Annotated in this window: 22 protein-coding genes and 3 tRNA genes; 8 read left to right on the top strand and 17 right to left on the bottom strand. The window is 71.5% G+C overall.

Translation table 11 applies throughout. The features are described 5' to 3' along the window. Nucleotides 1-78: 78 nt before the first annotated feature. Nucleotides 79-1,047: a thiamine-phosphate kinase gene (locus ABZT47_RS26575; protein ID WP_354847482.1), complete on the bottom strand. Its 969-nt coding sequence runs from the start codon at nucleotides 1,045-1,047 to the stop codon at nucleotides 79-81. A gap of 72 nt (nucleotides 1,048-1,119) precedes the next feature. Here ABZT47_RS26575 and ABZT47_RS26570 point away from each other — a divergent pair, with 72 nt between their 5' ends. Both ABZT47_RS26570 and ABZT47_RS26565 read left to right on the top strand, forming a co-directional pair. Next, the gene (locus tag ABZT47_RS26570) at nucleotides 1,120-1,353 is read left to right on the top strand and encodes an Lrp/AsnC ligand binding domain-containing protein (protein ID WP_354847479.1); all 234 of its coding nucleotides are present in this window, start codon (nucleotides 1,120-1,122) and stop codon (nucleotides 1,351-1,353) included. 24 nt (nucleotides 1,354-1,377) lie between these two features. Further along, the gene (locus tag ABZT47_RS26565) at nucleotides 1,378-1,818 is read left to right on the top strand and encodes a DUF3515 family protein (protein WP_354847476.1); all 441 of its coding nucleotides are present in this window, start codon (nucleotides 1,378-1,380) and stop codon (nucleotides 1,816-1,818) included. A 173-nt stretch (nucleotides 1,819-1,991) separates the two neighbouring features. Here the strand turns inward: ABZT47_RS26565 and ABZT47_RS26560 are convergent, their stop codons facing one another. From ABZT47_RS26560 to ABZT47_RS26545, 4 genes are all read right to left on the bottom strand, one after another. Continuing rightward, a complete protein-coding gene (locus ABZT47_RS26560) occupies nucleotides 1,992-3,107 on the bottom strand; it encodes a D-alanine--D-alanine ligase family protein (protein ID WP_354847473.1) in 1,116 nt (371 codons plus the stop codon). A gap of 90 nt (nucleotides 3,108-3,197) precedes the next feature. Then, the gene (locus tag ABZT47_RS26555; RefSeq protein ID WP_354847544.1) at nucleotides 3,198-4,433 is read right to left on the bottom strand and encodes an aminotransferase class I/II-fold pyridoxal phosphate-dependent enzyme; all 1,236 of its coding nucleotides are present in this window, start codon (nucleotides 4,431-4,433) and stop codon (nucleotides 3,198-3,200) included. 14 nt (nucleotides 4,434-4,447) lie between these two features. Beyond that, the gene (locus tag ABZT47_RS26550; RefSeq protein ID WP_354847470.1) at nucleotides 4,448-5,455 is read right to left on the bottom strand and encodes an NAD(P)H-dependent glycerol-3-phosphate dehydrogenase; all 1,008 of its coding nucleotides are present in this window, start codon (nucleotides 5,453-5,455) and stop codon (nucleotides 4,448-4,450) included. Between the two features lie 111 nt (nucleotides 5,456-5,566). Further along, complete coding sequence (locus ABZT47_RS26545) at nucleotides 5,567-6,244, bottom strand: lysophospholipid acyltransferase family protein (RefSeq protein ID WP_354847467.1); 678 nt, start codon at nucleotides 6,242-6,244, stop codon at nucleotides 5,567-5,569. Nucleotides 6,245-6,363: 119 nt separating this feature from the next. Between ABZT47_RS26545 and cofC the strand changes: the two genes are divergently transcribed. Continuing rightward, complete coding sequence (cofC, locus tag ABZT47_RS26540; protein ID WP_354847464.1) at nucleotides 6,364-7,047, top strand: 2-phospho-L-lactate guanylyltransferase; 684 nt, start codon at nucleotides 6,364-6,366, stop codon at nucleotides 7,045-7,047. Nucleotides 7,048-7,125: 78 nt separating this feature from the next. On the opposite strand, the gene ABZT47_RS26535 is transcribed toward cofC, so the two are convergent. Beyond that, the gene (locus tag ABZT47_RS26535) at nucleotides 7,126-8,829 is read right to left on the bottom strand and encodes an MFS transporter (RefSeq protein ID WP_354847461.1); all 1,704 of its coding nucleotides are present in this window, start codon (nucleotides 8,827-8,829) and stop codon (nucleotides 7,126-7,128) included. 247 nt (nucleotides 8,830-9,076) lie between these two features. Here ABZT47_RS26535 and ABZT47_RS26530 point away from each other — a divergent pair, with 247 nt between their 5' ends. Beyond that, nucleotides 9,077-9,937 carry a TetR/AcrR family transcriptional regulator gene (locus tag ABZT47_RS26530; RefSeq protein ID WP_354847458.1) on the top strand — a complete coding sequence of 287 codons (861 nt, stop codon included), beginning with the start codon at nucleotides 9,077-9,079 and terminating at the stop codon, nucleotides 9,935-9,937. 2 nt (nucleotides 9,938-9,939) lie between these two features. Here the strand turns inward: ABZT47_RS26530 and ABZT47_RS26525 are convergent, their stop codons facing one another. Then, nucleotides 9,940-11,346: an MFS transporter gene (locus tag ABZT47_RS26525; protein WP_354847455.1), complete on the bottom strand. Its 1,407-nt coding sequence runs from the start codon at nucleotides 11,344-11,346 to the stop codon at nucleotides 9,940-9,942. A 65-nt stretch (nucleotides 11,347-11,411) separates the two neighbouring features. On the opposite strand from ABZT47_RS26525, the gene ABZT47_RS26520 reads away from it, so the two are divergent. Then, nucleotides 11,412-11,624, top strand: a complete 213-nt coding sequence (locus tag ABZT47_RS26520; protein WP_354847452.1) for a hypothetical protein — start codon at nucleotides 11,412-11,414, stop codon at nucleotides 11,622-11,624. A gap of 273 nt (nucleotides 11,625-11,897) precedes the next feature. On the opposite strand, the gene ABZT47_RS26515 is transcribed toward ABZT47_RS26520, so the two are convergent. The 4 genes from ABZT47_RS26515 to leuC all read right to left on the bottom strand — a co-directional run bounded on the left by ABZT47_RS26515 (nucleotide 11,898) and on the right by leuC (nucleotide 14,580). Continuing rightward, nucleotides 11,898-12,197 carry an HU family DNA-binding protein gene (locus ABZT47_RS26515; protein ID WP_354847449.1) on the bottom strand — a complete coding sequence of 100 codons (300 nt, stop codon included), beginning with the start codon at nucleotides 12,195-12,197 and terminating at the stop codon, nucleotides 11,898-11,900. Nucleotides 12,198-12,363: 166 nt separating this feature from the next. Continuing rightward, on the bottom strand, nucleotides 12,364-12,624 hold the full coding sequence (locus ABZT47_RS26510) for a hypothetical protein (RefSeq protein WP_354847446.1): 261 nt from the start codon (nucleotides 12,622-12,624) through the stop codon (nucleotides 12,364-12,366). Then, nucleotides 12,603-13,190: a 3-isopropylmalate dehydratase small subunit gene (gene leuD, locus ABZT47_RS26505; protein ID WP_354847443.1), complete on the bottom strand. Its 588-nt coding sequence runs from the start codon at nucleotides 13,188-13,190 to the stop codon at nucleotides 12,603-12,605. Before leuD ends, ABZT47_RS26510 begins: the two co-directional genes overlap by 22 nt. A 13-nt stretch (nucleotides 13,191-13,203) precedes the next feature. Beyond that, a complete protein-coding gene (leuC, locus tag ABZT47_RS26500) occupies nucleotides 13,204-14,580 on the bottom strand; it encodes a 3-isopropylmalate dehydratase large subunit (RefSeq protein WP_354847440.1) in 1,377 nt (458 codons plus the stop codon). Nucleotides 14,581-14,720: 140 nt separating this feature from the next. Between leuC and ABZT47_RS26495 the strand changes: the two genes are divergently transcribed. After that, on the top strand, nucleotides 14,721-15,437 hold the full coding sequence (locus ABZT47_RS26495; protein ID WP_354847437.1) for an IclR family transcriptional regulator: 717 nt from the start codon (nucleotides 14,721-14,723) through the stop codon (nucleotides 15,435-15,437). A 94-nt stretch (nucleotides 15,438-15,531) separates the two neighbouring features. Next, the gene (locus ABZT47_RS26490) at nucleotides 15,532-17,277 is read left to right on the top strand and encodes a hypothetical protein (protein ID WP_354847434.1); all 1,746 of its coding nucleotides are present in this window, start codon (nucleotides 15,532-15,534) and stop codon (nucleotides 17,275-17,277) included. A gap of 127 nt (nucleotides 17,278-17,404) precedes the next feature. Here ABZT47_RS26490 and ABZT47_RS26485 read toward each other — a convergent pair. The 3 genes from ABZT47_RS26485 to ABZT47_RS26475 all read right to left on the bottom strand — a co-directional run bounded on the left by ABZT47_RS26485 (nucleotide 17,405) and on the right by ABZT47_RS26475 (nucleotide 18,074). Then, nucleotides 17,405-17,477, bottom strand: a tRNA-Glu gene (locus tag ABZT47_RS26485). Between the two features lie 35 nt (nucleotides 17,478-17,512). After that, a tRNA-Glu gene (locus tag ABZT47_RS26480) sits at nucleotides 17,513-17,585 on the bottom strand. A gap of 417 nt (nucleotides 17,586-18,002) precedes the next feature. After that, nucleotides 18,003-18,074: transfer RNA gene (locus tag ABZT47_RS26475), tRNA-Gln, on the bottom strand. Nucleotides 18,075-18,292: 218 nt separating this feature from the next. Between ABZT47_RS26475 and ABZT47_RS26470 the strand changes: the two genes are divergently transcribed. After that, nucleotides 18,293-20,287, top strand: coding sequence for a M3 family metallopeptidase (locus ABZT47_RS26470; RefSeq protein WP_354847431.1), 1,995 nt, complete (start codon nucleotides 18,293-18,295; stop codon nucleotides 20,285-20,287). Between the two features lie 126 nt (nucleotides 20,288-20,413). Here the strand turns inward: ABZT47_RS26470 and gltX are convergent, their stop codons facing one another. The 3 genes from gltX to ABZT47_RS26455 all read right to left on the bottom strand — a co-directional run bounded on the left by gltX (nucleotide 20,414) and on the right by ABZT47_RS26455 (nucleotide 26,539). Further along, complete coding sequence (gene gltX, locus ABZT47_RS26465) at nucleotides 20,414-21,814, bottom strand: glutamate--tRNA ligase (protein WP_354847542.1); 1,401 nt, start codon at nucleotides 21,812-21,814, stop codon at nucleotides 20,414-20,416. A 1-nt stretch (nucleotide 21,815) separates the two neighbouring features. Further along, entirely contained in the window at nucleotides 21,816-22,592 is a 777-nt protein-coding gene (locus ABZT47_RS26460; protein WP_354847428.1) for a fumarylacetoacetate hydrolase family protein, read from the bottom strand. A 92-nt stretch (nucleotides 22,593-22,684) separates the two neighbouring features. Continuing rightward, nucleotides 22,685-26,539 (bottom strand): HEAT repeat domain-containing protein, encoded by a 3,855-nt coding sequence (locus ABZT47_RS26455; protein ID WP_354847425.1) that lies wholly within the window; start codon nucleotides 26,537-26,539, stop codon nucleotides 22,685-22,687. Nucleotides 26,540-26,749: the final 210 nt, after the last annotated feature.

Raw genomic sequence — 26,749 nt, 5'->3', positions numbered from 1 at the left:
CATGAAGCGCCTTCCTCCTAGAAACCACAGCGCGTCACTTCATAACACCTTCAACACGTCTTTGTCACAATTTTCACGTTAATCACGGAAGTGATCCCAGCCACTTCTCTGCCCCACCCGCCCTCTGACCTGCACGCCTTCCCCCTCCGCCACCCGCCCGATGACCTTCCACTCAGCGGGCAGCGAGACGTCCGGCGGGAACGCGGCGACCAGCGCGTGGTCCTCGCCCCCGGTCAGCACCCACTCCACCGGGTCCTGGCCGAGCTCGGCCGCGGCGGCGACGAGCAGTGCGGGGACGGGCAGGGAAGCGGGGTCCACCTCGATGCGCACCCGGCTGGCAGAGGCGATGTGCCCGAGGTCCTGCACCAGCCCGTCGCTGACGTCGGCCATGGCGGTGGCGCCGAGAACGGCCGCCCGCGGCCCGCACGCGTACGGCGGCCTGGGACGCCGGTGGGCGTCGGCCAGCTCGGGGAAGGCGTCGTCGGCGCCGCCCGCCAGCAACAGCGCGAGCCCGGCCGCGGCGTGGCCGAGCCGCCCCGCCACGGCCACCACGTCGCCGGGACGCGCTCCGGAGCGGGTCACCGGGGCACGTCCGCCGAGGTCGCCGAGTGCGGTGACCCCCAGCACAACAAGATCGGACCTGGCGATGTCGCCGCCCGCCACGCTCGCGCCGACCAGCGCGCACTCCTCGCCGAAGCCGTCGGTGAGGCCGTCCACCCAGTCGGTCGCGGTGTCCCCGGGCATCCCGAGGCCCACCACCAGGGCGGTGGGATCGGCGCCCATGGCCACGACGTCGGCGAGGTTCTGCGCCGCCGCCTTGCGCCCGATGTCGTACGCACTGGACCAATCGCGACGGAAGTGCCTACCCTCGAGTAGGAGATCTGTCGTCACAACCACCCGTCCATCAGGGGCGCGGACCACCGCGGCGTCGTCCCCAGGACCGAGCAATACCGCCGGAAATTGTGGCAAACGTCCGGCAATACGGGCAATGATCCCAAATTCGCCAAGATCTGCGGCTGTGATAGCACACCTCCAGGTCTGTTGCATGTACGGTTGCGATTCGGACTGATCGAGTAACGGCACTGAAACAAACCAGCTTCGCCCCCGCGGGAGGACGTGATGGTGCAGGCCTACATCCTTATCCAGACAGAAGTCGGCAAGGCCGCCGCGGTCGCAAGCGCGATCGCGGGCATCCAGGGTGTGACACGCGCCGAGGACGTCACCGGCCCGTACGACGTGATCGTCCGCGCCGAGGCCAACAACGTGGACGAACTAGGCAAGCTGGTCGTCGCGCAGATTCAGGCCGTCGAGGGGATCACGCGTACCCTTACTTGTCCGATCGTGCACATCTGAGCGTCGAGGTCTTCGGGGGGAGCCATGGGGCGGGCCGTCGTGGCCGCGTCGTGCCTGGCGGCGCTGTCCCTGACCGCCGGCTGCGGCGCGGCGGTCCGGGTGCAGCCTCCGGCCCCCCAGGGTGCGACGGCGGCCGCCTGCGCGTCCCTGGACGGCCGGCTCCCCCGCACGCTCGACGGCGCGGAGCGCGTCCCGTCCGAACCCCCTTCGCCGTACGTGGCGGTGTGGGGCTCGGGCGAGATCGCGCTGCGCTGCGGCGTGCCGCGCCCCGCCGCGCTCGATCCCACCGAGCAGGTTCCCGAGATCAACGGCGTGCCGTGGTACGCCGACCCGGCCAGGCCGTCGCTGTTCACGGCCCTGGTCCACGGCGACTACGTCGAGCTGACGATCTCCTCCAGGCACCAGGCCGCGGCCGTGCTCGTCGACCTGGCCGCCCCGATCAAGACGGCGTTCTCCGGCCACTGAAACCCCGCGGCCGGCCCGACGCCCACCGCGACCCGCGCGCCGACGCCCGCCGCGACTCGCATACCGACGCCCGACGTCCCTGACCGGAGCGGCCGCCGCGGGCGGGCCGACGGCCCTTCCGCCCGCGATGACGCGCTCCGGCCGTTCCACCCGCGGCGACCCCCTCCGGCGGCTCAGCGCAGGCCGACGGGGCGGTGCAGCGCGAGCTGGATCAGATGGTCCACCAGCTCGGCGTAGGAGAGGCCCGTGGCCGCCCACAGCTGGGGCGCCACCGACATGGCCGTGAAGCCCGGCATCGTGTTGATCTCGTTGAGGATCAGATGCCCCGTCGGCGTGTAGAAGAAGTCCACGCGCGACAGCCCTTCGCACCCGAGCGCCTCGAACGCCCGTACGGCCATCGCCCGAAGCTCCTCCGCGACCGCCTCGGGGATGTCGGCCGGCACGCTGAGCGCCATGTCCGAGCCGATGTACTTGGCCGAGAAGTCGAAGAACTCGTGCGACTCTTCCACCAGCACCTCGCCGGGCAGGCTCGCCCGCGGCGGCTCGTCGCCCGGCCACTCCAGCACCGCGCACTCGATCTCGCGACCCTCGATCGCCGCCTCGACCAGGACCTTCGGGTCGTGCTCACGGGCCAGCTCCACGGCCCGCTCCAGGCCCTGCACGTCGTCCACCCGGGTGATGCCCTGGCTGGACCCGGCCCGGGAGGGCTTGACGAAGACCGGCATGCCGAGGGCTTCGACGTCCTTGAGCACCCGGTCGCGGTCCAGGCGCCAGTCGCGGTCGCGCACGACGACGTACGGCCCGACGGGCAGGCCGGCCGAGGCCAGCAAAGCCTTCATGTACGCCTTGTCCATGCCCACGGCACTGGCCAGCACCCCCGAGCCGACGTAGCGCACGCCGGCCATCTCCAGCAGGCCCTGGATGGTGCCGTCCTCGCCGAACGGGCCGTGCAGCATCGGGAAGACGACGTCCACCTGTCCCAGCGAGGCCGGGATCGTCCCGGCGTCCAGCGCCACGAGGGGACCGCCTCCGGACGGCAGCGCGAGCGCCGCGCCGGCCGGGTCCACGCTGGGCAGTTCCTCGCCCTCGATCTCGAACCGCTGGTCGTCGGTCGCCAGCACCCACCGCCCGTCCGGCGAGATGCCGATGGGCACGACGTCGTACTTCGACCGGTCGATGGCCGAAAGGACACTGCCCGCGCCCATGAGCGACACCGCGTGCTCGGAGTTACGGCCCCCGAAGACCACCGCCACCCGTACGCGCGGCCGGGATTCCTGCTGCTCGTTCATGATGCCCGAATCTACCTTGCGTCACTGTCGTCCCTGCTTGTCAGGTGCGGGGCGCGTCGTCCCATGACGCCCGCCGACGGACCGGAATGGTCAGGCGCGGGTGGCGGTGTTCGAGCGCAGCGCGTCGAGCGCCTCGGTGACGTCGGCGATGAGGTCCTCGGCGTCCTCCAGGCCGATGGAGAAGCGCACGGCCCCCGCGTCGACGCCCGAGCCGGCCCGGGCGGGCTCGTCGAGGCGGCGGTGGGTCGTGGAAGCCACGTGGGCGACCTTGGTCTCGGCGCCGCCGATCGAGGCGGCGATGCGCGGCAGCCGCACGGTGTCGGCCAGCATGACCCCGGCCTCGTAACCGCCGTTCGGGACGACGGTGACGCACGCCCCGTACCTGGTGCCCTCGGGGCCGGCGTCGAAGAGCTGGCGGGCGAGCTGGTGGCCCGGGTGGCCGGCCAGGCCGGGGTAGTCGACGCGGCGCACCGCCGGGTGCTTGGCGACGGCCGCGGCGAAGACCATCGCGGTGGCGCACATGCGGCGCACCCGCAGCGTCAGCGTCGCCAGGCCCCGCCGCAGCAGGAACGCCTCGTCGGGGGCCAGGGCTCCGCCGGTGTCGATGCGCACCTCGCGGATCTGCGCGATCAGGTCGGGACGCCCCACGACCGCGCCGCCCGTGGCGTCGTCGTGCCCGCCGATGTACTTGGTGGCCGAGTGGACGACCAGGTCGGCGCCGTGTTCCAGGGGCCGGCAGACCACGGGGGTGGCGAAGGTCGAGTCGACGACCAGCAGCGCGCCGGCGTCCCGGGCGATGCGGTAGAGCCCGCGGATGTCGGCGACCGCCATCGTCGGGTTGCTCAGCGTCTCGGCGTAGATGATCTTCGTGGTGCGGCGCACGGCGGCGTGGACGCGGCGCAGGTCGGCGTAGTCCACGAAGTCGACCGACACGCCGAACCGCGACAGCACGTTCGACAGCAGCGAGTAGGTGCCGCCGTAGACGTGGGCGGGCGCGACGACGTGCGCGCCGGCCCGCAGGAACGTCATCAGCACCCCGCTGACGGCCGCCATGCCCGAGGCGAACGCCTGCCCGGCGACGTCCTCGGGGGCCGCGGCGCCCTCCAGCGCGGCGATGCCCGAGGCGAACGCCGCCACGGTGGGGTTGTCGACGCGGCTGTAGGCGAACCCCGGCGCCCGGTCGCCGAGCACGTCGGCGTACTCGGCGGAGCCCTCGAAGCTCCACGCGGAGGTGCGCCAGACGGGCAGCCCGATGGGGAGCTGGCGGGAGGCCGGGACCGGTGGCAGGTGGACGGCCCGGCTGTTCTCGCCGAGCCTCCTGCGCATGCGTCGGGAGGAAGTCACACGCCGTACCGTTCGGGCTTGGGAGTCCGTGACATCAGCAGCATCGCGGCCTCGCTCGGGGTCATTCCGTCATGGACGACGCCCACCACGACCTCGGTGATCGGCATCTCCACGTCGTGCTTCCTCGCCAGGTCGAGGACCGACTCGCAGGACTTGACCCCCTCGGCGGTCTGCCTGGTGGCCGCGATGGTCTCGGCCATGGTCATGCCCCGGCCGAGATTCTCGCCGAAGGTGCGGTTCCTCGACAACGGGGAGGTGCAGGTGGCGACGAGGTCTCCCATGCCGGCGAGGCCGGCGAAGGTGTGCGGGTCGGCGCCGAGCGCCGCGCCGAGCCGGGAGATCTCCGCCAGGCCGCGGGTCATCAGCATCGCCCGGACGTTGTCGCCGAGCCCCATGCCGGCGGCCACGCCCACCGCGAGCGCGATGACGTTCTTGACCGCGCCGCCGAGCTCGACCCCGACCACGTCGGTGTTGGTGTAGGCGCGGAACCACGGCAGGTGGCAGGCCTCCTGCAACCGCGCGGCCACCTCGTCGTCGACGCTGGCCACCACGGTCGCGGCCGGCTCGTGCCTGATCAGCTCGCCCACCAGGTTGGGCCCGGAGACCACCGCGACCCGCTCGGCGGGGACGCCCGCGACCTCGCAGATGACCTCGCTCATCCGCCGCGAGGTGCGCAGCTCGATGCCCTTCATCAGGCTGACGAGCACCGCGTGCGAGGGGATGTGCGGGCTCCACTGGGCCAGGTTGCCGCGCAACGTCTGGGAGGGCACCGCGAGCACGACGAAGTCGGCCCCCTCCATGGCCTCGACCGGGTCGGTGGTCGCGCGCACCGTCGCGGGAAGCCGCACGCCGGGGAGGTACTCGGGGTTCTCGCGCCTGCGGTCGATGGACTCGACCACCTCGGCCCGCCGTCCCCACAGGGTCGTCGGCGTGCCGGCCTCCGCCAGGATCATCGCGAAGGTCGTCCCCCACGAACCGGTTCCGAAAACGACGGCCTTGGTCATCTGCTCACCGTACGCCCACTCCGCGGCACATGGCCGTCTCTGACGGTCACCGCCGGATCGTTCACTGTCATGGCCACCGCGACGCCGGCGGACGAGGCCGCCGGCGCGCCGTCACCCGGCGCGGGTCTCGGGCTCGCCGAAGGGGGCGTCGGGCGCCTTCTCGCCGCGCAGGTCGGCGAGCTGGGAGGTGATGTCCGCCATGATGTCGGCCGTGGCCTCCTTCAGGACCTGGGAGCGCATCGGCAGGCCCGCGTACTTGGACAGGTCGACGGGCGGCCCGGCGATCACCCGGAAGGTCTTGCGGGGGAACAGCCGGGGCTTCTTCTGGCCGTACGGGAGCAGCTCCTGGGCGCCCCAGTGGGCCACCGGGATGACCGGGACGCCGGTCGCCAGCGCCAGCCGGGCGACGCCGGTCTTGGCGCCCATGGGCCAGAACTCGGGGTCGCGGGTGATCGTGCCCTCGGGGTAGAAGATCACGCAGGAGCCCTCCCTGAGGGCCTGCTCGGCGTCCTTGAGCGAGCGCGCGGCGTCGGTGCTGCCGCGGTGCACCGGGATCTGCCTGCACTTTCTGACGATGGTGCCGATGACCGGGATGTCGAAGACCCCGGACTTGGCCAGGTACACCGGCCAGCGGCCGTTGTTGTAGGCGAAGTGGGCGAACAGCAGCGGATCACTCCACGACAGGTGGTTGGCCGCGATGATCACACCGCCCTTGCGGGGAACGTTGGAGCGGCCCCGCCAGTCGCGCTTGGTGAAGAGCAGCAACACCGTCTTCACGATCGCGACCACGAGGGCTTCCCAGAAAATGGGCGGACGTCCGGGGCGGCTCATCGACTCCTCCAGTCATGCCTGTGCGCCCTCAGTCTCCCGGGTGCCTCCACGGAATGTCGAGGCGGGATGCTTAAGCCATGCGCCGTACGCAACCTGGCGGGCCCGGCCCGCGGCCCGGCTGGACCATGGTGGTGCCGGTCAAGACCCTCATCGCCGCCAAGACACGCCTGGCCGCGGCGGCGGGTCCGCACCGGGCCGCGCTGGCCGTGGCGATCGCCTGCGACACGGTCGCGGCCGCGCTGGCCTGCCCGGCGGTGGCCCGCGTCGTGGTCGTCACCGGCGACCCGGTGCCCGCCGAGGCGCTGTCGGCGCTCGGGGCGCACGTGGTGCCCGACCCACAGGCCGGGTTGAACGCCGCGCTGCGGGCCGGCGCGGCGCATGCCCTGGGCCTGGCGCCGGACGGGCCGATCGGCGCGCTCCAGGCCGACCTGCCGGCCCTGCGTCCGGCGGAGCTCGGCGTGGCGCTGGCGGCGGCGGCCGAGTTCGACCAGGCGTTCGTCCCGGACGCCGCGGAGGTCGGCACCACCTTCTACGGAGTGCGTCCGGGCGTGGCCTTCCGGCCGCGGTTCGGCGGGGAGTCGCGGGCCAGGCACCTGGGCGGCGGGGCCAAGGAGCTGACGCCCGACGGCATCGTGTCGGTCCGCACGGACGTCGACACCCCCGCGGACCTCGCGGCGGCCCTGGCCCTCGGCGTCGGCCCCCGCACCCGCGCGGTGGTGGAGACGATGAAGGAGTCCCCCACCCGGGAGACTCCTTCCTGACTCTCCTTCCAAGGCGATTCCAACGGATGGGCCACAAGGAGCCGCGCCCCGAGCCGCCGAGCGAAGCGGGGCCGGAAACTACGCCTCTTCCTGTTCGCGGGCGTGCTTGGGGAGCAGGAAGGCGACCAGGAAGGTCAGCAGCAGCATGCCGTCCACGACCCACAGGATCGTCTTCATCGCCACGCTGAAGCCCTGCTTGGCCGCCTCGGTACCGGCCGACGCGACGGCCCTGCCGATGGCCGCGCCCGCCTCCGGCCCCTTGGCCGCCGACGCCGCGTCGGCCTGCAGCCGCTCGCACGAGGCGGGCACCAGCACCGGGTCCTTGGCGACCGCGCGATCGTGCACGCAGGCGCGCACGCCCTCGACCAGGCGGTCCTGCGGGGCGCCGGTCACCTGGACGGCGGCCAGCTCGGCGCGCAGCTTCGGGGCGGTGTCGTCCGCGGCGGCGCCGACGTTGCCGCCGAGCAGGCCGAAGAACACCGTGCCGAGGAGCGCCACGCCGAAGGCGCTGCCGAGCTGCTGGACGGCGGTGAGGGTGCCCGAGGCCGAGCCGGTCTCGTGCTGCTCGACGCCGGCGAGCACGATGTCGAAGAACGGCGCCATGAGCAGGCCCATGCCGATGCCGGTGACCGCGAGCGCGGGGGTGAGCTGCCAGGGGGTGACGCCGACGCCCGCGAGGTTGAGCGTGACCAGGATCGCGAGCACGCCGACGGCCATGAGCAGGGTTCCGCCGTGCAGCAGCTTGCGCCCGTACTTCTGCAGGGGCTGGGCGATGCCGAAGCCGACGACCATGCCGAGCGACCATGGCACCATCGACAGGCCGGCCTTGAGGGTGGAGTAGCCGAGGCCGATCTGGGTGTAGAGGTTGAACACCAGCGTGAAGCCGATCATGCCGGAGAAGAAGACCAGCCCGGTGACCAGGCCGCCGGTGAAGGCGCGCTTGCGGAACAGGCTCGGCACGACGAGCGGGTCGCCGCCGGCCCTGGCCTTGCGCGACTCGTACCACCCGAAGACCGCGAACACCACGACGGACCCGGCGATCATCAGCAGCGACCAGAGCGGCCAGTCGTGCTCACGGCCCTGCACCAGCGGGAAGATGATCAGCAGACCGGCCAGCGAGGCGAGCACCATGCCCGCGACGTCCAGTTTGAGCGGGTGGGGCGAGCGCGACTCGGGCAGGAAGCGCAGCCCGAACAGCACGGCGGCCAGGCCCAGCGGCAGGTTGATCAGGAAGATCATCCGCCAGCCGGTGCCCCAGAAGTCGGCGTCGACCAGCCAGCCGGCGAGGATCGGGCCGCCCACCGAGGACAGGCCCATGACCGGGCCGAACATGCCGAACGCCGCCTGCATCTCCTTGGGCGGGAACATCTCCTTGATCATGCCGAGGCCCTGCGGCAGCATGACCGCGCCGAACAGCCCCTGGACGACGCGCGCGGCGATCAGCAGTTCGGGGCCTTGGGCCACGGCGCACAGCAGGGAACCGAGGGTGAATCCCGCGGCGCCGATGATGAACATCTTCTTGCGGCCGAAGATGTCGCCGAGCCGTCCGCCGGTGATGAGGCCGACGGCCATGGCCAGGGTGTAGGCGGCGCCGAGCCACTGGATGACGGCGGCGCTGCCGCCCAGTTCGGCGCGGATGGTCGGCGAGGCGATGTTGGTGACCATCGCGTCCAGCAGGTCCATCACCTCGGCGGCGAGGATCACGAACAGGGCCGCCCACCGCCAGCGGTAGGGGGCCGTCCCGGGTGGCGCCGCCGGCGCGGTCGCGTCTGTGGTGGTCATGAGAACTCCTTCTGCGGGGGGTCGGCGCCGGGCGGCCGGCATCGTCGATCTGAACACTGTTCACCATAGCTGATCGCCGTTCTACAATTGAACGGCGTTCGCGAGCCTGTTCGGCGTTCTCAAGATATGTCGCATTCGACCGCGACACAAGATATATCGCGAAAAAGAGCGGCGTTCACCACCGCGAGCGGCGTTCGACCGGCCAACTAGACTCCGTGGGTAGCGATCAGGAACGAGGCGGTGAGGCATGAGCGAGCCACGGAGTGAGGAGAACGAGGTCCCCGCGCCCCCATGGGAGCGGTCACGCAGGCGCGCCGCCCCCGCGCGCGTGCCGCTCACCCTCGGCCGCATCGTCGATGCCGCCTTCACCGTCCTCGACCGCGAGGGGTACGACGGCCTGAGCATGCGCCAGGTGGCCGCCGAGCTGGGCGTCGCGGTCTCGGCGCTGTACGCCCACGTCGCGAGCAAGGACGAGCTCCTCGAGCGCATGTACGCCCGGCTGTTCGAGGGCCAGGAGCTCCCCGAGCCCGACCCCGCGCGCTGGCGCGAGCAGGTCAGGGACTACGCCGTCCAGGGCCGGGCACGGCTGCTCAGCCACCGCGACATGGCCCGCATCTCCATGGCCCATGTGCCCTTCAGCCCCGAACTGCTCCCGCACGTCGAGCGCATGCTCGCCATCTTCCGCGCCGCCGGGCTGCCCGACCGGGTGGCCGCCACGGCGGGCGACATGATCTCCACGTTCCTCGAGGGGTTCACCTACGAGCAGAGCATGTGGCAGGAGCGCCAGCGCAACACCGACGCGCGCACCTGGGAGGAGATGCGGGCCACCATCAAGGCGTACTTCGACACGCTGCCGCCCGACCGCTTCCCGAACCTGCTCGCCATGGCGGACATGATGTTCGGCGGCACCTACGACGCCCGGTTCGAGCTGGGGTTGGAGATCATCATCCGCGGCCTGGCCAGCTACATCGAGCCGGGAAGCCCGGCGGGCCAGAACGGCGACACCGACGCCCCGGTGGAGGGCGGCGACACCGGCGCCCCGGTGGAGCGCGGTGGCTCGGGTGCCCCCGGGGACGGCGGTGGCTCCGGTGCCCCCGGAGAGCGGTAGCGCTACAGGCGGGTGATCCGCCGGAAGGCCACCAGCACCGGCACGTGCGCGAGGGCGATGACGCCCGCCGCCGCCCACAGAGTGTCCCCGACCCCGCGCCACTCCCCCACCAGCCCGCCCAGGATGCCGCCGAACGGCATGGCGCTCCACATCAGGAACCGCATGGAGGCGTTCATCCGGCCGAGCAGGCGCGGCGGGCACATCGCCTGCCGGTAGCTCAGCTGCGTCACGCTGAACACCGTCCCCGCGAGCCCGGCCACGGCCAGGCCGAACGGGAAGAGCGCGACGCGCCAGCCGGGCGCGGCCAGGCACGCGACGAGGGTGGCGGGCAGCGCGACCGCCGCCGCGCCGTAAAGCGTGCGGCCCGTCCCCCAGCGGGCGACGGCGCGCGGGGCGGCCACGGCGCCCAGCAGGCCTCCCAAGGCCGAGGCGGAGATGACCGCGCCGTACAGGCCGGGGCCGAGCCGGAGCTCGCGCAGCACGAACAGCGCCTGAGCCGACGTCCACGCGCCGTACCCCAGCATGTTGAGGGCGCCGACGAGCGCGATGACGCGCAGCACCGGATGGCCCGCGACGTAGCGCACCCCCTCGGCGACCTCGGTGAACAGGCTCGGCCTGCCGGAGTCGGCGCGGGGCGGCGGCGTCCCGGCGGCGGGGATCGCGCTGAGCATCACCGCCGACAGCGCGTAGCTGACGGCGTCCGCGAGCAGGGCCAGCGGCGCGGTGACCACCTGGACGAGCCACCCGCCGAGGCCGGGCCCGGCCAGCGACGCCGTCGAGCGGATGGTCTCGATGGTCCCGTTGCCCCGGGCGAGGTGGCGCCGGTCGACGATGGACGGCAGGAAGCTCATGTGGGCGACATCGAAGAACACCGTGCCGACCCCGGTGACGAACGCCACCGCGTACAAATGGGGCAGCGACAGGCCGCCGGCCACCACCGCCACGGGGATGCTCGCGAGCGCCACCGCGCGCAGCAGGTCGGCCGCGACGAGGATGCGCCTGCGCGGGAGCCGGTCGGCCCACACCCCTGCGGGCAGTCCGATCAGCAGGAAGGCCGCCATCTGGGCGGCCGTCAGCAGGCCGACCTGCAAGGGCCCCGCGTGCAGGCTCAGCACCGCGACGAGCGGCAGGGCGACGAGACTCACCTGCGCGCCGACCTGGCTGACCGCGTCGGCGCCGACGAACAGGACGTACGACCTGCCGCGCCAGAGACCATGGGATCCACGGGATCCACGGGATCCACGGGATCGGTCGGGCGCGTCCGGCGGCTCGGACGTATCCGCCGCATTCGGCACGTCCGCCGCATTCGGCACCTTCGCCGCATTCGGCACGTCCGCCGCATCTGACACGTCCGCCGTATCCGGCCCGTCGGGCGTGTCCGGCGTGTCGGTGGTGTCGGTCGTGGCCATGGACGGCACCATGGCCGCTCTCCGGGGACCGGTCAAACGAATATCGGCGGAGTAGACTGGCCGGCGTGCAGGCCACGGTGCGGAGCTTCGACCCGGACACCCGGTCGGGCTCGCTCTTCCTCGACGACGGCAGCGAGATCCCCTTCGGCGCCGCGGCCTTCGACGCGGGCCCGCTGCGGCTGCTGCGCCCGGGCCAGCGGGTGAACTTCGCCCTCACCGACGACACCGTCACCGTGATCACCCTGTCGACCTTCCCTCTGCCCGAGAGCGGCGCGTAACGCCCCTCGCGGAGCGTCACCGGGCGAGGTCGGCCCCGAACACGCGGGGCCCGGTTGAGGACCCTCTGGCCGGCCCTCCGACAGAGCGCGCGGAGCGCCGGCGCGGACCCTCAATACAGCGCGGAGCACGGACAGAGCGCGCGGCGCGCGGGGTATGGACCGCCAGCGCCGCGGAGCGCGGGCGGAGGGCCGGGCACGGACGGGGGCGCCCGGGATCCCTGGCGGGGATCCCGGGCGCCGTTATCGCCGGTCAGGTGCTCATGGGTCAGGTGATCACTTTTTCTTGGCGAGCTTCTTCCCCGCGGCGTTCACCTGGTCCTTGAAGTCGGCGCCGGGCCGGAACTTGGGCGCCCAGCTCTCGGAGACCTTGATGGGCTCACCGGTCGAAGGGTTCCTTGCCTGGCGGGCCGGCTTGTGCGCCATCTCGAACGCTCCGAAGCCCGTGATAGAGACTTTGTCCCCGTTCGAGACAGCGTGCTGGATGGCCTCGATTATGGCGTTCACGGCCTCTGTGGCCGTCTTCCTGTCGCCGACCCGATCGGTGATCGCGTCGACGAGTTCTCGCTTGTTCATCTAGCTTGCTCCCCCTGTTACCGCTGTCTGAGGATGAACATCGCGGCCGGCAGTGCGCGACCCCGTTCTCACCCGGTGTGCCAGGTGCGGGGTTTCGGCACGCACCCACCAGTCAACGGTCAGAAACCCCTTACCCGCTTGAAATTAAAGGACACACGGCCAGGACTCAATCACATTCCGCGATGTTTCGCCTACCCGGCGTGTCGGATTCGGCTTCGAGGTCGGCGAGAAAGGCGTCCAAGCGGGCGCAGGCGTGATCGACATCACGCTTCGCACTGTCACATATGGCCACAAAGCGGCGTGCGAAGCGTTCCTTGTTCTCAGGGGACATGCGTGCGGCGGCCACCCGACGGTAAACGTCGCGCAACCGCCGCGCCAGCTCGTCTTCGGAGCCCGCGGTGTCGTTCAGACGGTCGTCGGCAGCCATGGCTGCCGACCATTCTCGTACGCCGTCACATCGTCGGCGTGCGTCAGGGTCAGCCCGATGTCGTCCAGCCCCTCCAGCAGGCGCCAGCGGGTGTAGTCGTCGATCTCGAAACCGGCCGAGCCGCCGTCCCAGCGCACCTCGCGGCCGACCAGGTCGACGGTCACCTCGGTGGCCGGATCGGCCTCGACGGCCGCCTGCAGCGCCTCGACGGTCGCGGCGGGCAGCACGACCGGCAGCAGGCCCATCTTGGTGGCGTTGTTGCGGAAGATGTCGCCGAACCGGGCGGCGATGACGGCGCGGAAGCCGTACTGCTGCAGCGCCCACACGGCGTGCTCGCGCGAGGAGCCGGTGCCGAAGTCGGGCCCGGAGACCAGCACCGTGGCGCCGGCGTAGACCGGGTCGTTCAGGACGAAGGCCGGGTCCTCGCGCCAGGCGGCGAACAGGCCCTTCTCGAACCCCGTGCGGCTGACCTGCTTGAGCCAGACCGCCGGGATGATCTGGTCGGTGTCCACGTTGCTGCGGCGCAGCGGCACCGCCCGGCCGGTGTGGGTGGTGAAGGCTTCCATGGTCGCGAGCTCCTTACAGGTCGGCGGGCGCGGTGAGACGGCCGGTGACGGCGGTGGCGGCGGCGACGGCCGGCGACACCAGGTGGGTGCGCCCGCCCTTGCCCTGGCGCCCCTCGAAGTTGCGGTTGGAGGTGGAGGCGCTGCGCTCGCCCGGCGAGAGGGTGTCGGGGTTCATGCCCAGGCACATAGAGCACCCGGCCTGCCGCCACTCGGCGCCCGCGGCCTGGAAGACCTCGTGCAGGCCCTCGGCCTCCGCCTCGGCCCTGACCTGCATCGAACCGGGGACGATCAGCGTGCGCGTCTTGACCGTGCGTCCGCGCAGCACGTCGGCGGCGGCGCGCAGGTCCTCCAGGCGGCCGTTGGTGCACGAGCCGACGAAGACGGTGTCCACCTCGATCTCGCCGAGCGGCGTCCCCGCGGTGAGGCCCATGTATTCCAGGGCGCGCTGGGCGGCCGCCGGGTCGGAGGTGTCCTCGGGGGCGGGGATCGCGCCGGTCAGCGGCGCGCCCTGGCCCGGGTTGGTGCCCCAGGTGACGAACGGCGACAGCGTCGAGGCGTCGATCTCGACGACCGTGTCGAAGACGGCGTCGTCGTCGGTGCGCAGCGAGCGCCAGTACTCCACCGCGGCGTCCCACGCCTCGTCCGTGGGGGCGTGCGGACGGCCCTGGAGGTAGGCGAACGTCGTCTCGTCCGGCGCGATCATGCCCGCGCGGGCGCCCGCCTCGATGGACATGTTGCAGACGGTCATGCGGCCTTCCATCGAAAGGTCGCGGATGGCCTGCCCGCGGTACTCGACGATGTGGCCCTGGCCGCCGCCGGTGCCGATCTTGGCGATGATGGCGAGGATGAGGTCCTTGGCGGTGACGCCGTACGGCAGGGCGCCGCTGACCTCGATGGCCATCGTCTTGGGCCGGTAGGCCGGGAGGGTCTGGGTGGCCAGCACGTGCTCCACCTCGGAGGTGCCGATGCCGAAGGCGAGCGCCCCGAACGCGCCGTGGGTGGAGGTGTGGGAGTCGCCGCAGACGATGGTCATGCCCGGCTGGGTGAGGCCGAACTGCGGGCCGATGATGTGCACCACGCCCTGACCGGCGTCGCCCATCGGGTGGAGGCGGACGCCGAACTCGGCGGCGTTCTTGCGGAGGGTCTCGACCTGCGCCTTGGAGACCGGGTCGGCGATCGGGCCGAGCACGGTGGGGACGTTGTGGTCCTCGGTGGCGATGGTCAGGTCGGGCCGGCGCACCTTGCGCCCCGCCATGCGAAGGCCGTCGAAGGCCTGCGGGCTGGTCACCTCGTGGATGAGGTGAAGGTCGATGTAGAGCAGGTCGGGCTCGCCGTCGGCACGGCGGACGACGTGCTGCTCCCATACTTTCTCGGCCAGTGTGCGACCCATGTCCTGAACGCCTCCTTGCGTCTCGGTCCCCCGGAAAACGTCTCATATGACAAGACAGAAATTTCGGGATATGGACAGCCTACCCGCCCCTCTCCCATATGCCAGTTGCATCTCGGATAGCGAGACGGCAGTATCGGGGTATGGACAACTCTAGCGGAGTCGGCGTACTCGACAAGGCCGTCCTCGTGCTCAACGCCCTCGAAGCGGGCCCCGCGTCCCTGGCACAGCTCGTCCAGGCCACCGGCCTGGCCCGTCCCACCGCCCACCGGCTGGCCGTCGCGCTGGAACACCACCGCATCGTCTCCCGGGACACGCAGGGCCGCTTCATCCTCGGCCCCCGCCTGTCCGAGCTGTCCACCGCAGCAGGCGAGGACCGCCTGCTCGCCGTCGCCTCCCCCGTCCTCACCCAGCTCCGCGACCTGACCGGCGAGAGCGCCCAGCTCTACCGGCGGCAGGGCGACGAGCGCGTGTGCGTCGCCGCCGCCGAGCGGGCGAGCGGCCTGCGCGACACGGTGCCGGTCGGCAGCTCGCTGCCCATGACCGCCGGCTCGGCCGCCCAGGTGCTGCTGGCCTGGGAGGAGCCCGACCGGCTGCACCGCGGCCTGCGCGGGGCCAAGTTCACCGCCGCCACGCTGGCCAGCGTGCGCAGGCGCAGCTGGGCGCACAGCGTCGGCGAGCGCGAGCAGGGCGTGGCCAGCGTCTCGGCGCCCATCCGCGGCGCGGGCGGCAAGGTCATCGCCGCCGTCTCGGTCTCGGGGCCGATCGAGCGCCTCACCCGCACGCCGGGCCGCATGCACGCCGCTCCGGTCGTCGCCGCCGCCGAGCGCATCACCGAAGCGATGCGCCGCGCCAACTGATCGGTGACCGGCCGGGAGCGCCCGGCCGACGGTGCCGCCCCCGACCCGTGCGAACTGATTAGAGACGGCCGCCGCCAAGCACTAGCCTGGCGGAGTGACAGATCGCATCGAGGCAGCCGCGACGGAGCTGCGTCCCCTCCTTCAAGAGTTCATTCTCTGGGCACCCGACAACGCACCGGACAGTGATCCCGACCTGGTGGGACCCGCCGCTCTCTGGCACCGCCTGATCGCTCGCGACGACGTCCACCTGTGGAAGCGCGAAGACCTGCGCATGGTGCTGGTCGAACGCCTCCCGCAGGTCGTCGAGGATCCCGACGCGGCCGCCGACGGCATGGTCCCGGCCGTGCGCTCCTACCTGACCTTCCTGTCCGAGACCGGCCGCCTGGCCGAGGGCTCCGACGACCTGGACGATCTCCTCGACGAGCTGGACGCCGTCGAGGAGGACTTCGTCGAGGCCATGGAGGAGGTCCTGGGCGAGCGTGACTGGGAGGAGGAGGACGACGAGCTCGACGAGGAAGAGGTCGAGGGTCTCGGCGACTTCGAGCCCTTCACCGACGAGCTGGCCGATCTGCCCACCATCCGCCTGCGCCCCGACGCCGAGCTCGCCGACGCGGCGCGGGAGGTCCCGCTGATCCACAAGGCCCGCGACCTGGCCGTCTGGGTCGGCAGGTCGCGCAAGGTCGGCGAGGACAGCCTGCTGAGCGACGACGAGATCAGCCAGGCCCTGGCCGTTCTCGGGCTGCCCGAGCCGGACGAGAAGCCGTTCGCCCACGCCGTCCCGGCCCTGTGGAACCTGTGGAACCTCGCCGTCGACCTCGAGTTCCTCACCCCCGACGGTGAGGACACCGTCAGCGTCGACGCCGACACCGCCGCGTGGCCGTTCGAGAACGACGAGGACGTCCTGGACGCCTGGATGCTCGGGCTCCACTCGGTCGACTACGGCGACCCCGAGCTGGACGACGACGATCTGACGCTCGCGCTCTCCGGTCTGACCCGCGCGCTGCTCGTCAGGCTGCTGGTCGCCGAGGGCGAACGGCCGCTCGGCGAGCTGCGCGAAGAGCTCGCCGAGGCCGCCGCCGAGTTCGACGACCTCGGCAGTGCCGCCTGGGAAGAGGCCGGCGACCCGCTCGCCTCCGTCGTCGAGTGGCTGTCCGGCTACGGCATGGTCACCGTCGAGGACGACCGCGTGCGGCTCACCGCCCTCGGCACCGAGGGCGTGGTCCACCTGCTGGACGACGACGACATCGAGGTGGACGCGCGTCCCGCGATCGACGCGATGACCGCGCTCGACCTGCTGTCGCTCAGCGCCGACCTGCCCGAGGAGGAGGCCGACGCCGAGTTCGCCGCCTGGATGCGCCTGCGCGAGCCCGCGACGGCCGCTGAGGAGCTCCTGGAGGCCGCCGCGGAGGACGAGGCCGACGCGCTGATCCGCGTCCAGGCGGCCAGCCTGGTCGGCTCTCTGGGGCCGGTCGCCGTCCCCGCCTGGCGGGAGGCGCTGAACGAGCCGTCGCTGCGGCCCTACGCCGCCACCCACCTGGCCCAGCTCGGCATCGACGACGCGCCTGAGCCGAGCCAGAGCGACACCCACTGGCTCATCCTGGACATGTGGACGATCTCGGCGGGCCTCGGCCGGCCCGAGTTCGTCAGCAGCCTGCACGACATCGGCCCCGCGCCCGTGCTCAGCAGTCTGCTGGAGGTGATCTGGAAGATGCCGCACCCGCACGTCGAGGAGCTGCTGGAGGCCATCAGCGAGGCCCACCCCGACAAGCAGGTCGCCAAGGCCGCCAAGCGCGCCCTGTTCAAGGCCCGCTCCAAGGCCGCGCCCGACGCCGCCGAGTAGGCCGCCCGCTCCGCTCCTGCGCCCGTCCCCGCGGACCGACCGTCCGCGGGGACCCGCGCTGCGGAAGAGGGGGGGAATGCGAAAAACCCCCGGAAGACGAGCTTCCGAGGGTTCCCGAGCTGCGGTGTAGCCCCGACCGGATTCGAACCGGCGCTACCGCCTTGAGAGGGCGGCGTCCTAGGCCACTAGACGACGGAGCCAGGCCGACAGGCCTTGCGGCCATGTCACTGCAGAGTAGTCCCGACCGGATTCGAACCGGCGTTACCGCCTTGAGAGGGCGGCGTCCTAGGCCACTAGACGACGGGACCCTGCAGCTGTCCTAATCGACGGAGGCGCCCTTGCGGACGCCCCGGCAACGGCCGTAACTCTACCGCACCCCGCAGAGCACGACCAAACCGTTACCGCCCACCGGCCGCCGGCTCAGGCCCGGCCCGGTCGGCCCAGGCCTGGCCAGGTGAGGCTCCACGCCGCGGGACCGTGTGATCGACCAGGTCGGCGCGGAGGCCCCGCGCCACCGGCCCCGCGCCACCCGGCGGACGGCGGGCGCCACTCGGCGGACGGCGGGCGGCGGCCGAACGGAGCGGGAGGGCAGCCGAACGGGGAGCGAGTGAACGGTGAGCGAGCGAACGGTGGCGGGCGCGCCGGCAGCGGCAGGCGGGGAGGCGGCGCCGGAAAAACGAAGCGCCTATGTCCTTCACGGACATAGGCGCTCAGCAGGAAACCTGCTGGGGTACCAGGACTCGAACCTAGACTAGCTGAACCAGAATCAGCCGGGCTGCCAATTACCCCATACCCCATTGCTCACGGCCCCTGCTCGTCGCCGGGCCCGCTCGCGACTTCCGAAAGAATAGCCCAGCTTGGGGGCCAAGACCAAAACGATTGCCCAACCACGAGATTCCCCCTGGTCGGCCCCTGAAGCGGGCGGTCGTCCACAGGATCGCCGCTTGATGTGCCGAGCACGGCCAGGCTGTGTAACGCTGCAAGGAGAGCCGTCGCCACGTGAGGAGCCCGCGCGTTGACCGAGAACCCCTTCTTCGCCCCCAGTGCCCTGCCCTACCGCCTGCCTCCGTTCGCGGAGATCCGCGAGGAGCACTACGCGCCCGCCTTCGAACGCGGCATGGCCGAGCAGCTCGCCGAGGTCGAGGTCATCGCGGCCGGCGAGGAGGCGCCGACCTTCGACAACACCGTGGCAGCGCTCGAGCGGTCCGGTGAGCTCCTGTCGCGCGTCTCGACGGTGTTCTTCAACCAGGCGTCCTCCGACACCAACCCCGCCGTCCAGGAGATCCAGAAGGACGTCACGCCCAAGCTCACCAAGCACAGCGACGCCATCCATCTCGACCGGCGGCTGTTCGCGCGCATCAAGGCCATCCCCGTCGACGGCCTGGACGCCGAGGAGCGCTTCCTGCTCGAACGCTACGTCACCGACTTCGTCCGGGCGGGCGCCGAACTCGAGCCGGCCGATCAGGAGCGGCTGAGGTCTCTCAACGAGGAGCTGTCCACCCTCTCCACCCGTTTCGAGCAGAACCTCCTCGCCGCCACCAACGCCGCGGCCATCGTGGTCGAGGACGCCGCCGAGCTGGACGGCCTGTCCGAGGACGCCATCAAGTCCGCCGCCGAGACCGCGAAGTCCCGGGGCCTCGATGGCAAGTACGTCCTCACCCTGGTGCTGCCCACCGGCCAGGCCGCGCTGGAGGAGCTGACCGACCGCGCCCTGCGCGAGCGCATCCACCGCGCCTCCGTCGAGCGGGGCCTCGCAGAGAACTCCGAGCTCGTGGTCCGCATGGCGAAGCTCAGGGCCGAGCGGGCGGCGCTGCTCGGCTACGAGAACCACGCCGAGTACGTCGTCGCCGACCAGACCGCGCCGGGCACGCGCGCCGTCACCGAGATGCTCGCCAAGCTGACCCCCGCGGCCGTGGCCAACGCCCACCGCGAGGCCGACGAACTGCGCGCCGAGGCCGGCTTCGACATCGCCGCGTGGGACTGGTCGTTCTACGCCGAGAAGGTGCGCGAAGCGCGCTACTCGATCGACAGCCGCCAGATGCGCCCGTACTTCGAGCTCGACCGCGTCCTGCGCGACGGGGTCTTCCACGCGGCCGGCAAGCTCTACGGCCTGCGGTTCGCCGAGCGCTCCGATCTGGTCGGCTACCACCCCGACGTGCGGGTCTTCGAGGTGACCGACGAGGACGGCTCCCCGCTCGGGCTGTTCCTCGGCGACTTCTACGCCCGGGCGTCCAAGCGCGGCGGGGCGTGGATGAACAGCCTGGTCAAGCAGTCGGAGCTCGAGGGCACCCGGCCGGTGGTGGTCAACAACCTCAACATCGTCAAGCCCCCGGCCGGCGAGCCGACCCTGATGACCTGGGAGCAGGTCAACACGATGTTCCACGAGTTCGGGCACGCCCTGCACGGGCTGTTCTCGGCCGTGCGGTTCCCGAGGTTCTCCGGCACGGCCGTGCCGCGCGACTTCGTCGAGTATCCCTCGCAGGTCAACGAGATGTGGGCCACCTGGCCCGAGGTGCTGGCCAACTACGCCCGCCACCACGAGACCGGCGAGCCCATGCCGCAGGACCTCGCCGACCGCATGCTGGAGGCCCAGAAGTTCAACCAGGGCTACGCCACGGTGGAGTACCTCGCGGCCACCCTGCTCGACTGGGCCTGGCACACCTTCACCGAGGAGCCCCGCGACGCCCAGGAGTTCGAGCGGCAGGCGCTGCGCAACGCCGGCGTCGACCTGCCCCTCGTGCCGCCGCGCTACCGCAGCACCTATTTCGCCCACATCTGGGTGGGCGGGTACAGCGCGGGCTACTACTCCTACATCTGGAGTGAGGTCCTCGACGCCGACACGGTGGAGTGGTTCAGGGAGAACGGCGGCCTGACCCGCGAGAACGGCGACACCTTCCGCCGCGAGCTGCTGTCCAAGGGCGGCAGCGTGGACGCCATGACCGCCTTCCGCGCCTTCCGCGGCCGCGACCCGCGCATCGAGCCCCTCCTGGAGCGCCGCGGCCTCCTGTGACCCACGCCGCGCCACGGACGCGTCCGGGCCCGAAGGCCCGGACCGCGCCCGGGAGTCTCAGCTCACCGCGCCTGGCATTCTCAGGTCGCCGCGCCTAAGACCCTCAGGTCGCCGCGCCTGGGAGCCTCAGCTCGCCGCGTCCTGCAGCTTGGCCAGGGCCGCGCGCAGGCGGTCCAGGGCGCGCTCGCGGCCCAGCACCTCGATCGACTCGAACAGCGGGAGCCCGACCGTCCGGCCGGTGATCGCGACCCGCACGGGGGCCTGGGCCTTGCCGAGCTTGAGGCCGTGCTCGGCGCCGACCTCCTCAAGGGCGGTCTTCAGAGACTCGGGGTCGAACGACACCGACTCCAGCCGCTGGAGGTAGCCCGCCAGGATGTTCTCGGCGCCCGGCTTCATCGCCTTGTCCCAGCTCGCCTGGTCGAAGACCGGCTCGTCCAGGAACAGGAAGTCGACGTTGGCCGTGATCTCCGACAGCACGGCGATGCGGGTCTGCGCCAGCGGCGCGACCTTGGCGAACGTCTCGCGCCCCCACGAGGGGTCGAGCCAGGGCTCGCAGCGCGCGATGAAGGTCGCGAGCGGCAGCGCCCGGATGTACTCGCCGTTGAACGCCCGCAGCTTCTTCTCGTCGAAGAACGCCGGGGAGGGGTTGACGTCTTCGAGCTTGAACAGCGGCACCATCTCAGACCACGGCATGATCTCGCGGTCGCCGCCCGGCCCCCAGCCGAGCAGCATGAGGTAGTTGACCATCGCCTCGGGCAGGTAGCCCTCGTCGCGGTAGGACTCCAGCGCCACCTTGTCGCGGCGCTTGGACAGCTTCTGCCGCTTCTCGTTGACGATCACCGGGACGTGCGCCCACACGGGAGGCTCGACGCCGAGGGCCCGCCACAGCAACTGCTGCTTGGGCGTGTTGGACAGGTGCTCCTCGGCGCGGACGACGTGGGTGATGCGCATCTCGATGTCGTCGATCACGTTGGCCAGCACGAACAGCGGAGAGCCGTCGCCGCGGGCGATGACGAAGTCCTCCATGGCCTTGTTCGGGAACTCCACCCGCCCGCGTACCAGGTCGTCCACCACGGTGATGCCCTCGTCGGGGGTGCGGTAGCGCACCGCCCCCTCGGCGAGCCCGCGGTCGCGGCAGAACCCGTCGTACCCCTGGTGCTCGGAGCCGGTGCGGGCCTTGACGTCCTCGCGGGTGCAGGTGCAGTGGTAGGCGTTGCCGTCCGCGACCAGCTTGGCGGCGGCGGCGCGGTGCTGCTCCTCGTACGCCGACTGGAAGTAGGGGCCCTCGAAGTGCGGGGAGTCGCCGTGGATGCCGATCCAGGCGAGGGCCGAGATGATGCCCTCGGTCCACTCGGGCCGGTTGCGGGCGGCGTCGGTGTCCTCGACGCGCAGCACGAAGCGGCCGCCCGACTGCTCGGCCAGCGCCCAGTTGAACAGCGCGGACCGCGCGCCGCCCACGTGGAACATGCCGGTCGGCGAGGGCGCGAACCGCACCCTGAGCGTGGGCTCCGCCGAGCCCTCCTGCAGATCAGTCACGGGAGACCACCCGGTTGGTGAGAGTGCCGATGCCTTCGATGCCCACGCTGACCTCGTCGCCGTCCTCCAGCGGGCCGACCCCCTCGGGCGTGCCGGTGAGGATCACGTCGCCCGGGATGAGCGTCATGACGTCGGTGATGTAGGCGATGAGCTTGGGGATGTCATGGATGAGCTGGGAGGTGCGCCCGCTCTGCTTGAGCTCGCCGTTCACCGTGGTGGTGAGGGCCAGGTCGGCGGGGTCGAGCTCGGTCTGGATCCACGGCCCGAGCGGGCAGAAGGTGTCGAAGCCCTTGGCCCGCGTCCACTGCCCGTCCTTGCGCTGCAGGTCGCGGGCGGTGACGTCGTTGGCGCAGGTGTAGCCGAAGATGACCTCGTGGGCGCGCTCGACCGGCACCTCGCGGCACAGGCGCCCGATCACGACGGCCAGCTCGCCTTCGTAGTCGACCCGCTCGGAGAGCTTGTGCGGGTAGGCGATCGCCTCGCTCGGGCCGATCACCGACGTGGACGGCTTGCTGAAGATCAGCGGCTCGGCCGGCGGCTCGCCGCCCATCTCGCGGGCGTGCTCGGCGTAGTTCTTGCCGACTGCGATGATCTTGCTCGGCAGCATCGGCGTCACGAGCCGCACTTCCTGCAGCGGGTAGCGCTCGCCGGTGAACTGGATCGCGCCGAACGGATGCCCGTCGATCCTGGAGATGAACTCCTCACCCTGAGCGCCCTCGACCACGCCGAACGCGACACCCTCACCTGTGGAGAACCTTGCGATACGCACCCTCCAAGGCTAGTGCCGCCCACCGGCCTCCGCTGCCATCACCACCAGCACCCCGCCGAGCCCTCCCCGGGCACCGGCGCGAGTGGCCCAGGTCACTCCCCGGCCGCCGTATCCGCCGGCAGATCGGGCAGATCCTCGATCGAGAAGTCCGCCGAGCAGCAGGCCAGGTGCCTGGTGATGGCCTCGTTCAGCTCGGCGGACGGGGTGGCACGCGCCAGCGCCTCCGCCAGTTCCTCATGGGTCGGCCGGAGCGAAACAAGGGTCCTCAGCGTCGCCCGGACAGGTTCACCATGATTACTGATCATCGACTCCATCAGTGCCGCACGCGACGCGGAAGCGTCCGGCCCGTGGCCCAGCGCCTGCAAGGCCAGCAATCGGATCAAGCTATCTGTCGTCATCCGAGCGCTCCCGGTCCCAGCGCTCTCGATTCGAGCGCTCCCGGTCCTAGCGCACTCGATCAGCGCCGCACGTACCGCGACGTCCCCGTTCAGCCGGCCCAGCACCAGAAGGGCATTGATCTGCATGTCGATGGACCCGTCGGTGGCGGCGGCGATCAGTAGCCGCCGTGCCTCGGGCTCGTCGGACAACTCCGCCAGGACCGTGATCGCCGCGGCCCTGCTCTCGCGTCGTTCGTCGACGGCCATCGCCAGGATCACGTCTCGCGCCTGGGGGTCGCCGGCCGCTTTGCCCAGAGCGGTCACGGCGGCCCGCTGGACCTTGCCTTCGGAGTCGGCGCAGAGTCCGATGAGTGCCGTCCGGACAGCGGGATCATGGACGGCGCCCGCCAGGGCCTCCGCCGCCGCAGTACGGATCTCGTCGTCCTCGTCGGCGGTGCACCGCAGCACGGCCGCGCGCACGCCCGGATCGGCGACCGCGCCGGCGCCCGCGCGCACGGCGATGGCGCGGATCTCCGGGTCCGGGTCGGCCACCGCTCGCATCAACGCCTCACGTACATCGGGGTCGTCCGGCGGCGCATGGCCGAGTGCGGCGAGGGCGGCCGCGCGAAGCTCATGATCGCCACCGGCCGCGTACCGCAGCAGGAGGGCCAGCCCACCGGGATCACCGGCGACGTCCCGGAGATGCCCCCGGGCGACGATGGCCGGCTGATCATGATCCGTGTACCGGATCACGCTGTACTCGTCCCTGGTCCACCGCAGGATCGACGGGAGCACGTCGGGGTCGGCGGCGATGCCGCCGAGTGCGCGCGCCACGGCGGTCTGGACCTCCGTGGCCGCGTCGGCGACCCGGTCCAGCACCGCCCGGCGGACCGCCGGGTCGTCCAGCATGCCCGACAGCGCCGTCACCGCGGCGGCACGGACCCGCCAGTCCTCGTCGGCCGTGCACTCCAGCAGCAGGGGCAGCACAGCGGGGTCGTCCAGGGCGCCCGCCAGACCCGCCACCGCCGCGGCGCGTACCTTTCCTCCAGGTTCCACGGCATGCAGCAGAGTGGCGCGGTGGTCCGGGTGGCCGAAGAACCGCTGGAGGGCTTCCTGCGCCGGGGACATCAGCGACGGCCACGCGACCGGCAGTGCACCGTCTGTGTCGAAGGCGGATTTTTCGCGGGAGTAGCGCGCCTGCACCATCGTCAGCAAGGCGTCCGGCAGCCGACGGTCGCCCGGGATCAGCGCGACGGCGATCGCCGCCGCCACCTCGACAACCGCTCTCCAGGGCTGGTGCGCCCCGCGCCGGAGGAACCATGCCAGGTAGGTCTCGCGTCCCGGCCATTCCGGGCCGAGAGTCTGGACGGTGGTCAGGATCTGCAGGCCGAGCACCACGGCGAACAGATCCCGCGTGTCGCCGCCGTATTCCAGTGTCTGCACGATACGCACGATCACCCGGCCGCCCGCCTCCTCCAGTTCGGCCGAGGGGCGTTTCTCCGCCAGGCACTGGGCGGCAAGGATGACGTTCCACGGCAGATCGCCGCCGGAGATGGTCCAGGGCCAGGGCCAGTTGACCTGGTCGGCCAGGTAGGTGACGATCTCGGCGGTGCGGGCGTCGGTGACCATGCCGGCGATCAGGCGCAGCACCTCGCGCCAGGCCGGGTCGTTCCAGTGCGCGCCGAACACCTCGGTCTTGAGCTCGTCCAGGCTGAGCGTGCCGTCGCGTTCGAGCTGCCAGCGGTACGCCTCGGCGCAGAAGTACTCCAGCAGGGCCCGGTGTACGAACCCGTACAACTCGGTGCCATACCGGCTGAGGATGAAGTTGCGCTCGCGGAACTGACGGATCATCACCCGGGCGATGCGCGTGGCCTCGGCCGGCGGGTGCCGGAACCGGGTCGTGAGGTAGTCCTCGAACTCCTCCCGCAGTTCCTCGGCGGTCAGGTAGTTGCCACCGGTCCCGCCCCGGCCGCCGAGCTGCATGCGCAGGGCGACCCGGCGCAGCAGCTCGCCCTTCTCCTCCTCGCCGATGTGGTCGACGTGCGGGCTCTCGTCGCGCAGATAGCGCTCGACGTCCCAGCGCTGCACGAGCACCGTCGCGGCGTACTCGTACACCTTCCAGCGCTCGCGCGGCAGCTCCTGGTGCCGTCCGATGATCGCCAGGATGGTCAGCAGCAGCGGGTTGCCCGCCATCTCGCGCACCGACCGGATGTTCTCCACCGCGTCCGCGATGCGCTCGGTACGGCTGACCGCGTCGGCGGGGCGGTCGTGCAGCGCGAGGTGGTACCAGGAGGTGAGGAAGGACCTGATCTGCTCCGGGTCGAGGTCCTGCAGGGTGGCGTGGGCGAACCCGGCGTCCGCCAGGGTGGCCTTGGCGTAGCCGATGATCCGCGAGGTGACCAGGACGCGGGCCGAGGGGTACCGCTCGGCGAACCCGGCGATGCGCCGCGTCACGGTGGCCCGCTCCCCGGGGTCGAAGATCTCGTCCAGGCCGTCGAAGACGACCAGTGCGGGCCCGCCGGCGCCAAGGTAGGCGTGCAGGTCGTCGCAGGTCAGGCCAAGCGACTCGGTGTGGCACAGGTGGTCCAGGTAGTCGAGGAACGTCGCGCGGCCCGACCCCGCGTAGGACTTCAGCTCGACCAGCAGCGGCAGGTGCCCCTTGAAGGCCGGCAGTTCGGCGCCGGTCCCGGCGAGCGCGAGCATCAGGTAACGGGCCAGGGTCGACTTGCCGGCGCCCGGGTCGCCGAGCAGCACGGTGTTGCGGGCCTCGCCGCCGGTGAGGAACTCCAGCACCTTGCGCCGAGGGCGCTCCCGGTAGGCGGTGGCGAGGCGACGGACCTCCTCGCGGTCGTCATGGTCTGGAAGATCACGCGCATCGAGGTTCCCTTCGGCGCGGATCCACCGCCACAGCTCCTTGGGCAGGTCCAGCGGCGGCACGTCCTCCCGGACGTCCTGTTCCACGAACACCGAGCCGAGGGCGAAGCGCATCTCGTCGGCGTACCGCGGCGGGGTCAGCGTCTCCAGGTCCAGCCTGCTGTACTGCCGGATGAGCCGCTGGTAGTAGGTCCGCACGGCGCCGGAGTCCAGGTGCGGGCCGGACGGCAGAGCGGGTCGCTGATCGCCGAGCGTGAGGTGGACGGCCGCCGCGACCTTGCGGCCCAGCTCCTCCGGAGAGGTGAAGAAGCTGATGATGTGCCGGTCGGCGAGTTCGGCGCGTAAGGCCTCGATGCGGGTGACGTCCGTGTCCATCTTCGATCGAGGCCAGGGGGCGTCCTCGTGCAGCAGGAAGATCAGCACGGGTATGCCGGCCTCGACCGCCGCCCGGTACTCCAGTTCGGTGATCGCCCGATCGTGGTCCGGCGGGACGTGGCCGTACCGCCAGGCGAAGATGCCGATGTAGAGGTCGCAGTCCCGTACGTCCGCCAGGCACTTCTCGGCGGCGGGATGGGCGTCGGCGACGTACGCCTCCATGGCGAGGTCCGCGACGCGCATCTCGTGCAGCGCCTGCCGTACGACCGCGCGCTCGTCCCGCAGATCCCGGTAGGTCGAGGAGACGTACGCCTTCTTCATCACTGATCACCCCAACCTGATCCCACCGAATTACCGAAAAAGGCACGCCGGAATTGGCCCATGTGGAGGCCTCGCCTCCGACCGATCCCGTACAGCCCTCCCGCGTCGGCACCGCCGCCCGCCGCCCTGATCAAAGGCCGGAATTCCCCCGATCTCCGGCGCAGCACGAGTATCCAGGAGAAGGCCCACCTATATCGCAGAAACCGAACA

It is taken from the genome of Sphaerisporangium sp. NPDC005289, from assembly GCF_040607455.1.
Classification (GTDB): Bacteria; Actinomycetota; Actinomycetes; order Streptosporangiales; family Streptosporangiaceae; genus Sphaerisporangium; species Sphaerisporangium rhizosphaerae.
This window is presented reverse-complemented; position numbering and strand designations above follow the sequence as displayed.

Coding starts and splice junctions, on each gene's coding strand:
- ABZT47_RS26575 (WP_354847482.1), bottom strand. CDS start 1,047: ATGCAACAGACCTGGAGGTGTGCTATCACAGCCGCAGATCTTGGCGAA.
- ABZT47_RS26570 (WP_354847479.1), top strand. CDS start 1,120: ATGGTGCAGGCCTACATCCTTATCCAGACAGAAGTCGGCAAGGCCGCC.
- ABZT47_RS26565 (WP_354847476.1), top strand. CDS start 1,378: ATGGGGCGGGCCGTCGTGGCCGCGTCGTGCCTGGCGGCGCTGTCCCTG.
- ABZT47_RS26560 (WP_354847473.1), bottom strand. CDS start 3,107: ATGAACGAGCAGCAGGAATCCCGGCCGCGCGTACGGGTGGCGGTGGTC.
- ABZT47_RS26555 (WP_354847544.1), bottom strand. CDS start 4,433: ATGCGCAGGAGGCTCGGCGAGAACAGCCGGGCCGTCCACCTGCCACCG.
- ABZT47_RS26550 (WP_354847470.1), bottom strand. CDS start 5,455: ATGACCAAGGCCGTCGTTTTCGGAACCGGTTCGTGGGGGACGACCTTC.
- cofC (WP_354847464.1), top strand. CDS start 6,364: ATGCGCCGTACGCAACCTGGCGGGCCCGGCCCGCGGCCCGGCTGGACC.
- ABZT47_RS26535 (WP_354847461.1), bottom strand. CDS start 8,829: ATGACCACCACAGACGCGACCGCGCCGGCGGCGCCACCCGGGACGGCC.
- ABZT47_RS26530 (WP_354847458.1), top strand. CDS start 9,077: ATGAGCGAGCCACGGAGTGAGGAGAACGAGGTCCCCGCGCCCCCATGG.
- ABZT47_RS26525 (WP_354847455.1), bottom strand. CDS start 11,346: ATGGCCACGACCGACACCACCGACACGCCGGACACGCCCGACGGGCCG.
- ABZT47_RS26515 (WP_354847449.1), bottom strand. CDS start 12,197: ATGAACAAGCGAGAACTCGTCGACGCGATCACCGATCGGGTCGGCGAC.
- ABZT47_RS26510 (WP_354847446.1), bottom strand. CDS start 12,624: ATGGCTGCCGACGACCGTCTGAACGACACCGCGGGCTCCGAAGACGAG.
- leuD (WP_354847443.1), bottom strand. CDS start 13,190: ATGGAAGCCTTCACCACCCACACCGGCCGGGCGGTGCCGCTGCGCCGC.
- leuC (WP_354847440.1), bottom strand. CDS start 14,580: ATGGGTCGCACACTGGCCGAGAAAGTATGGGAGCAGCACGTCGTCCGC.
- ABZT47_RS26495 (WP_354847437.1), top strand. CDS start 14,721: ATGGACAACTCTAGCGGAGTCGGCGTACTCGACAAGGCCGTCCTCGTG.
- ABZT47_RS26455 (WP_354847425.1), bottom strand. CDS start 26,539: ATGAAGAAGGCGTACGTCTCCTCGACCTACCGGGATCTGCGGGACGAG.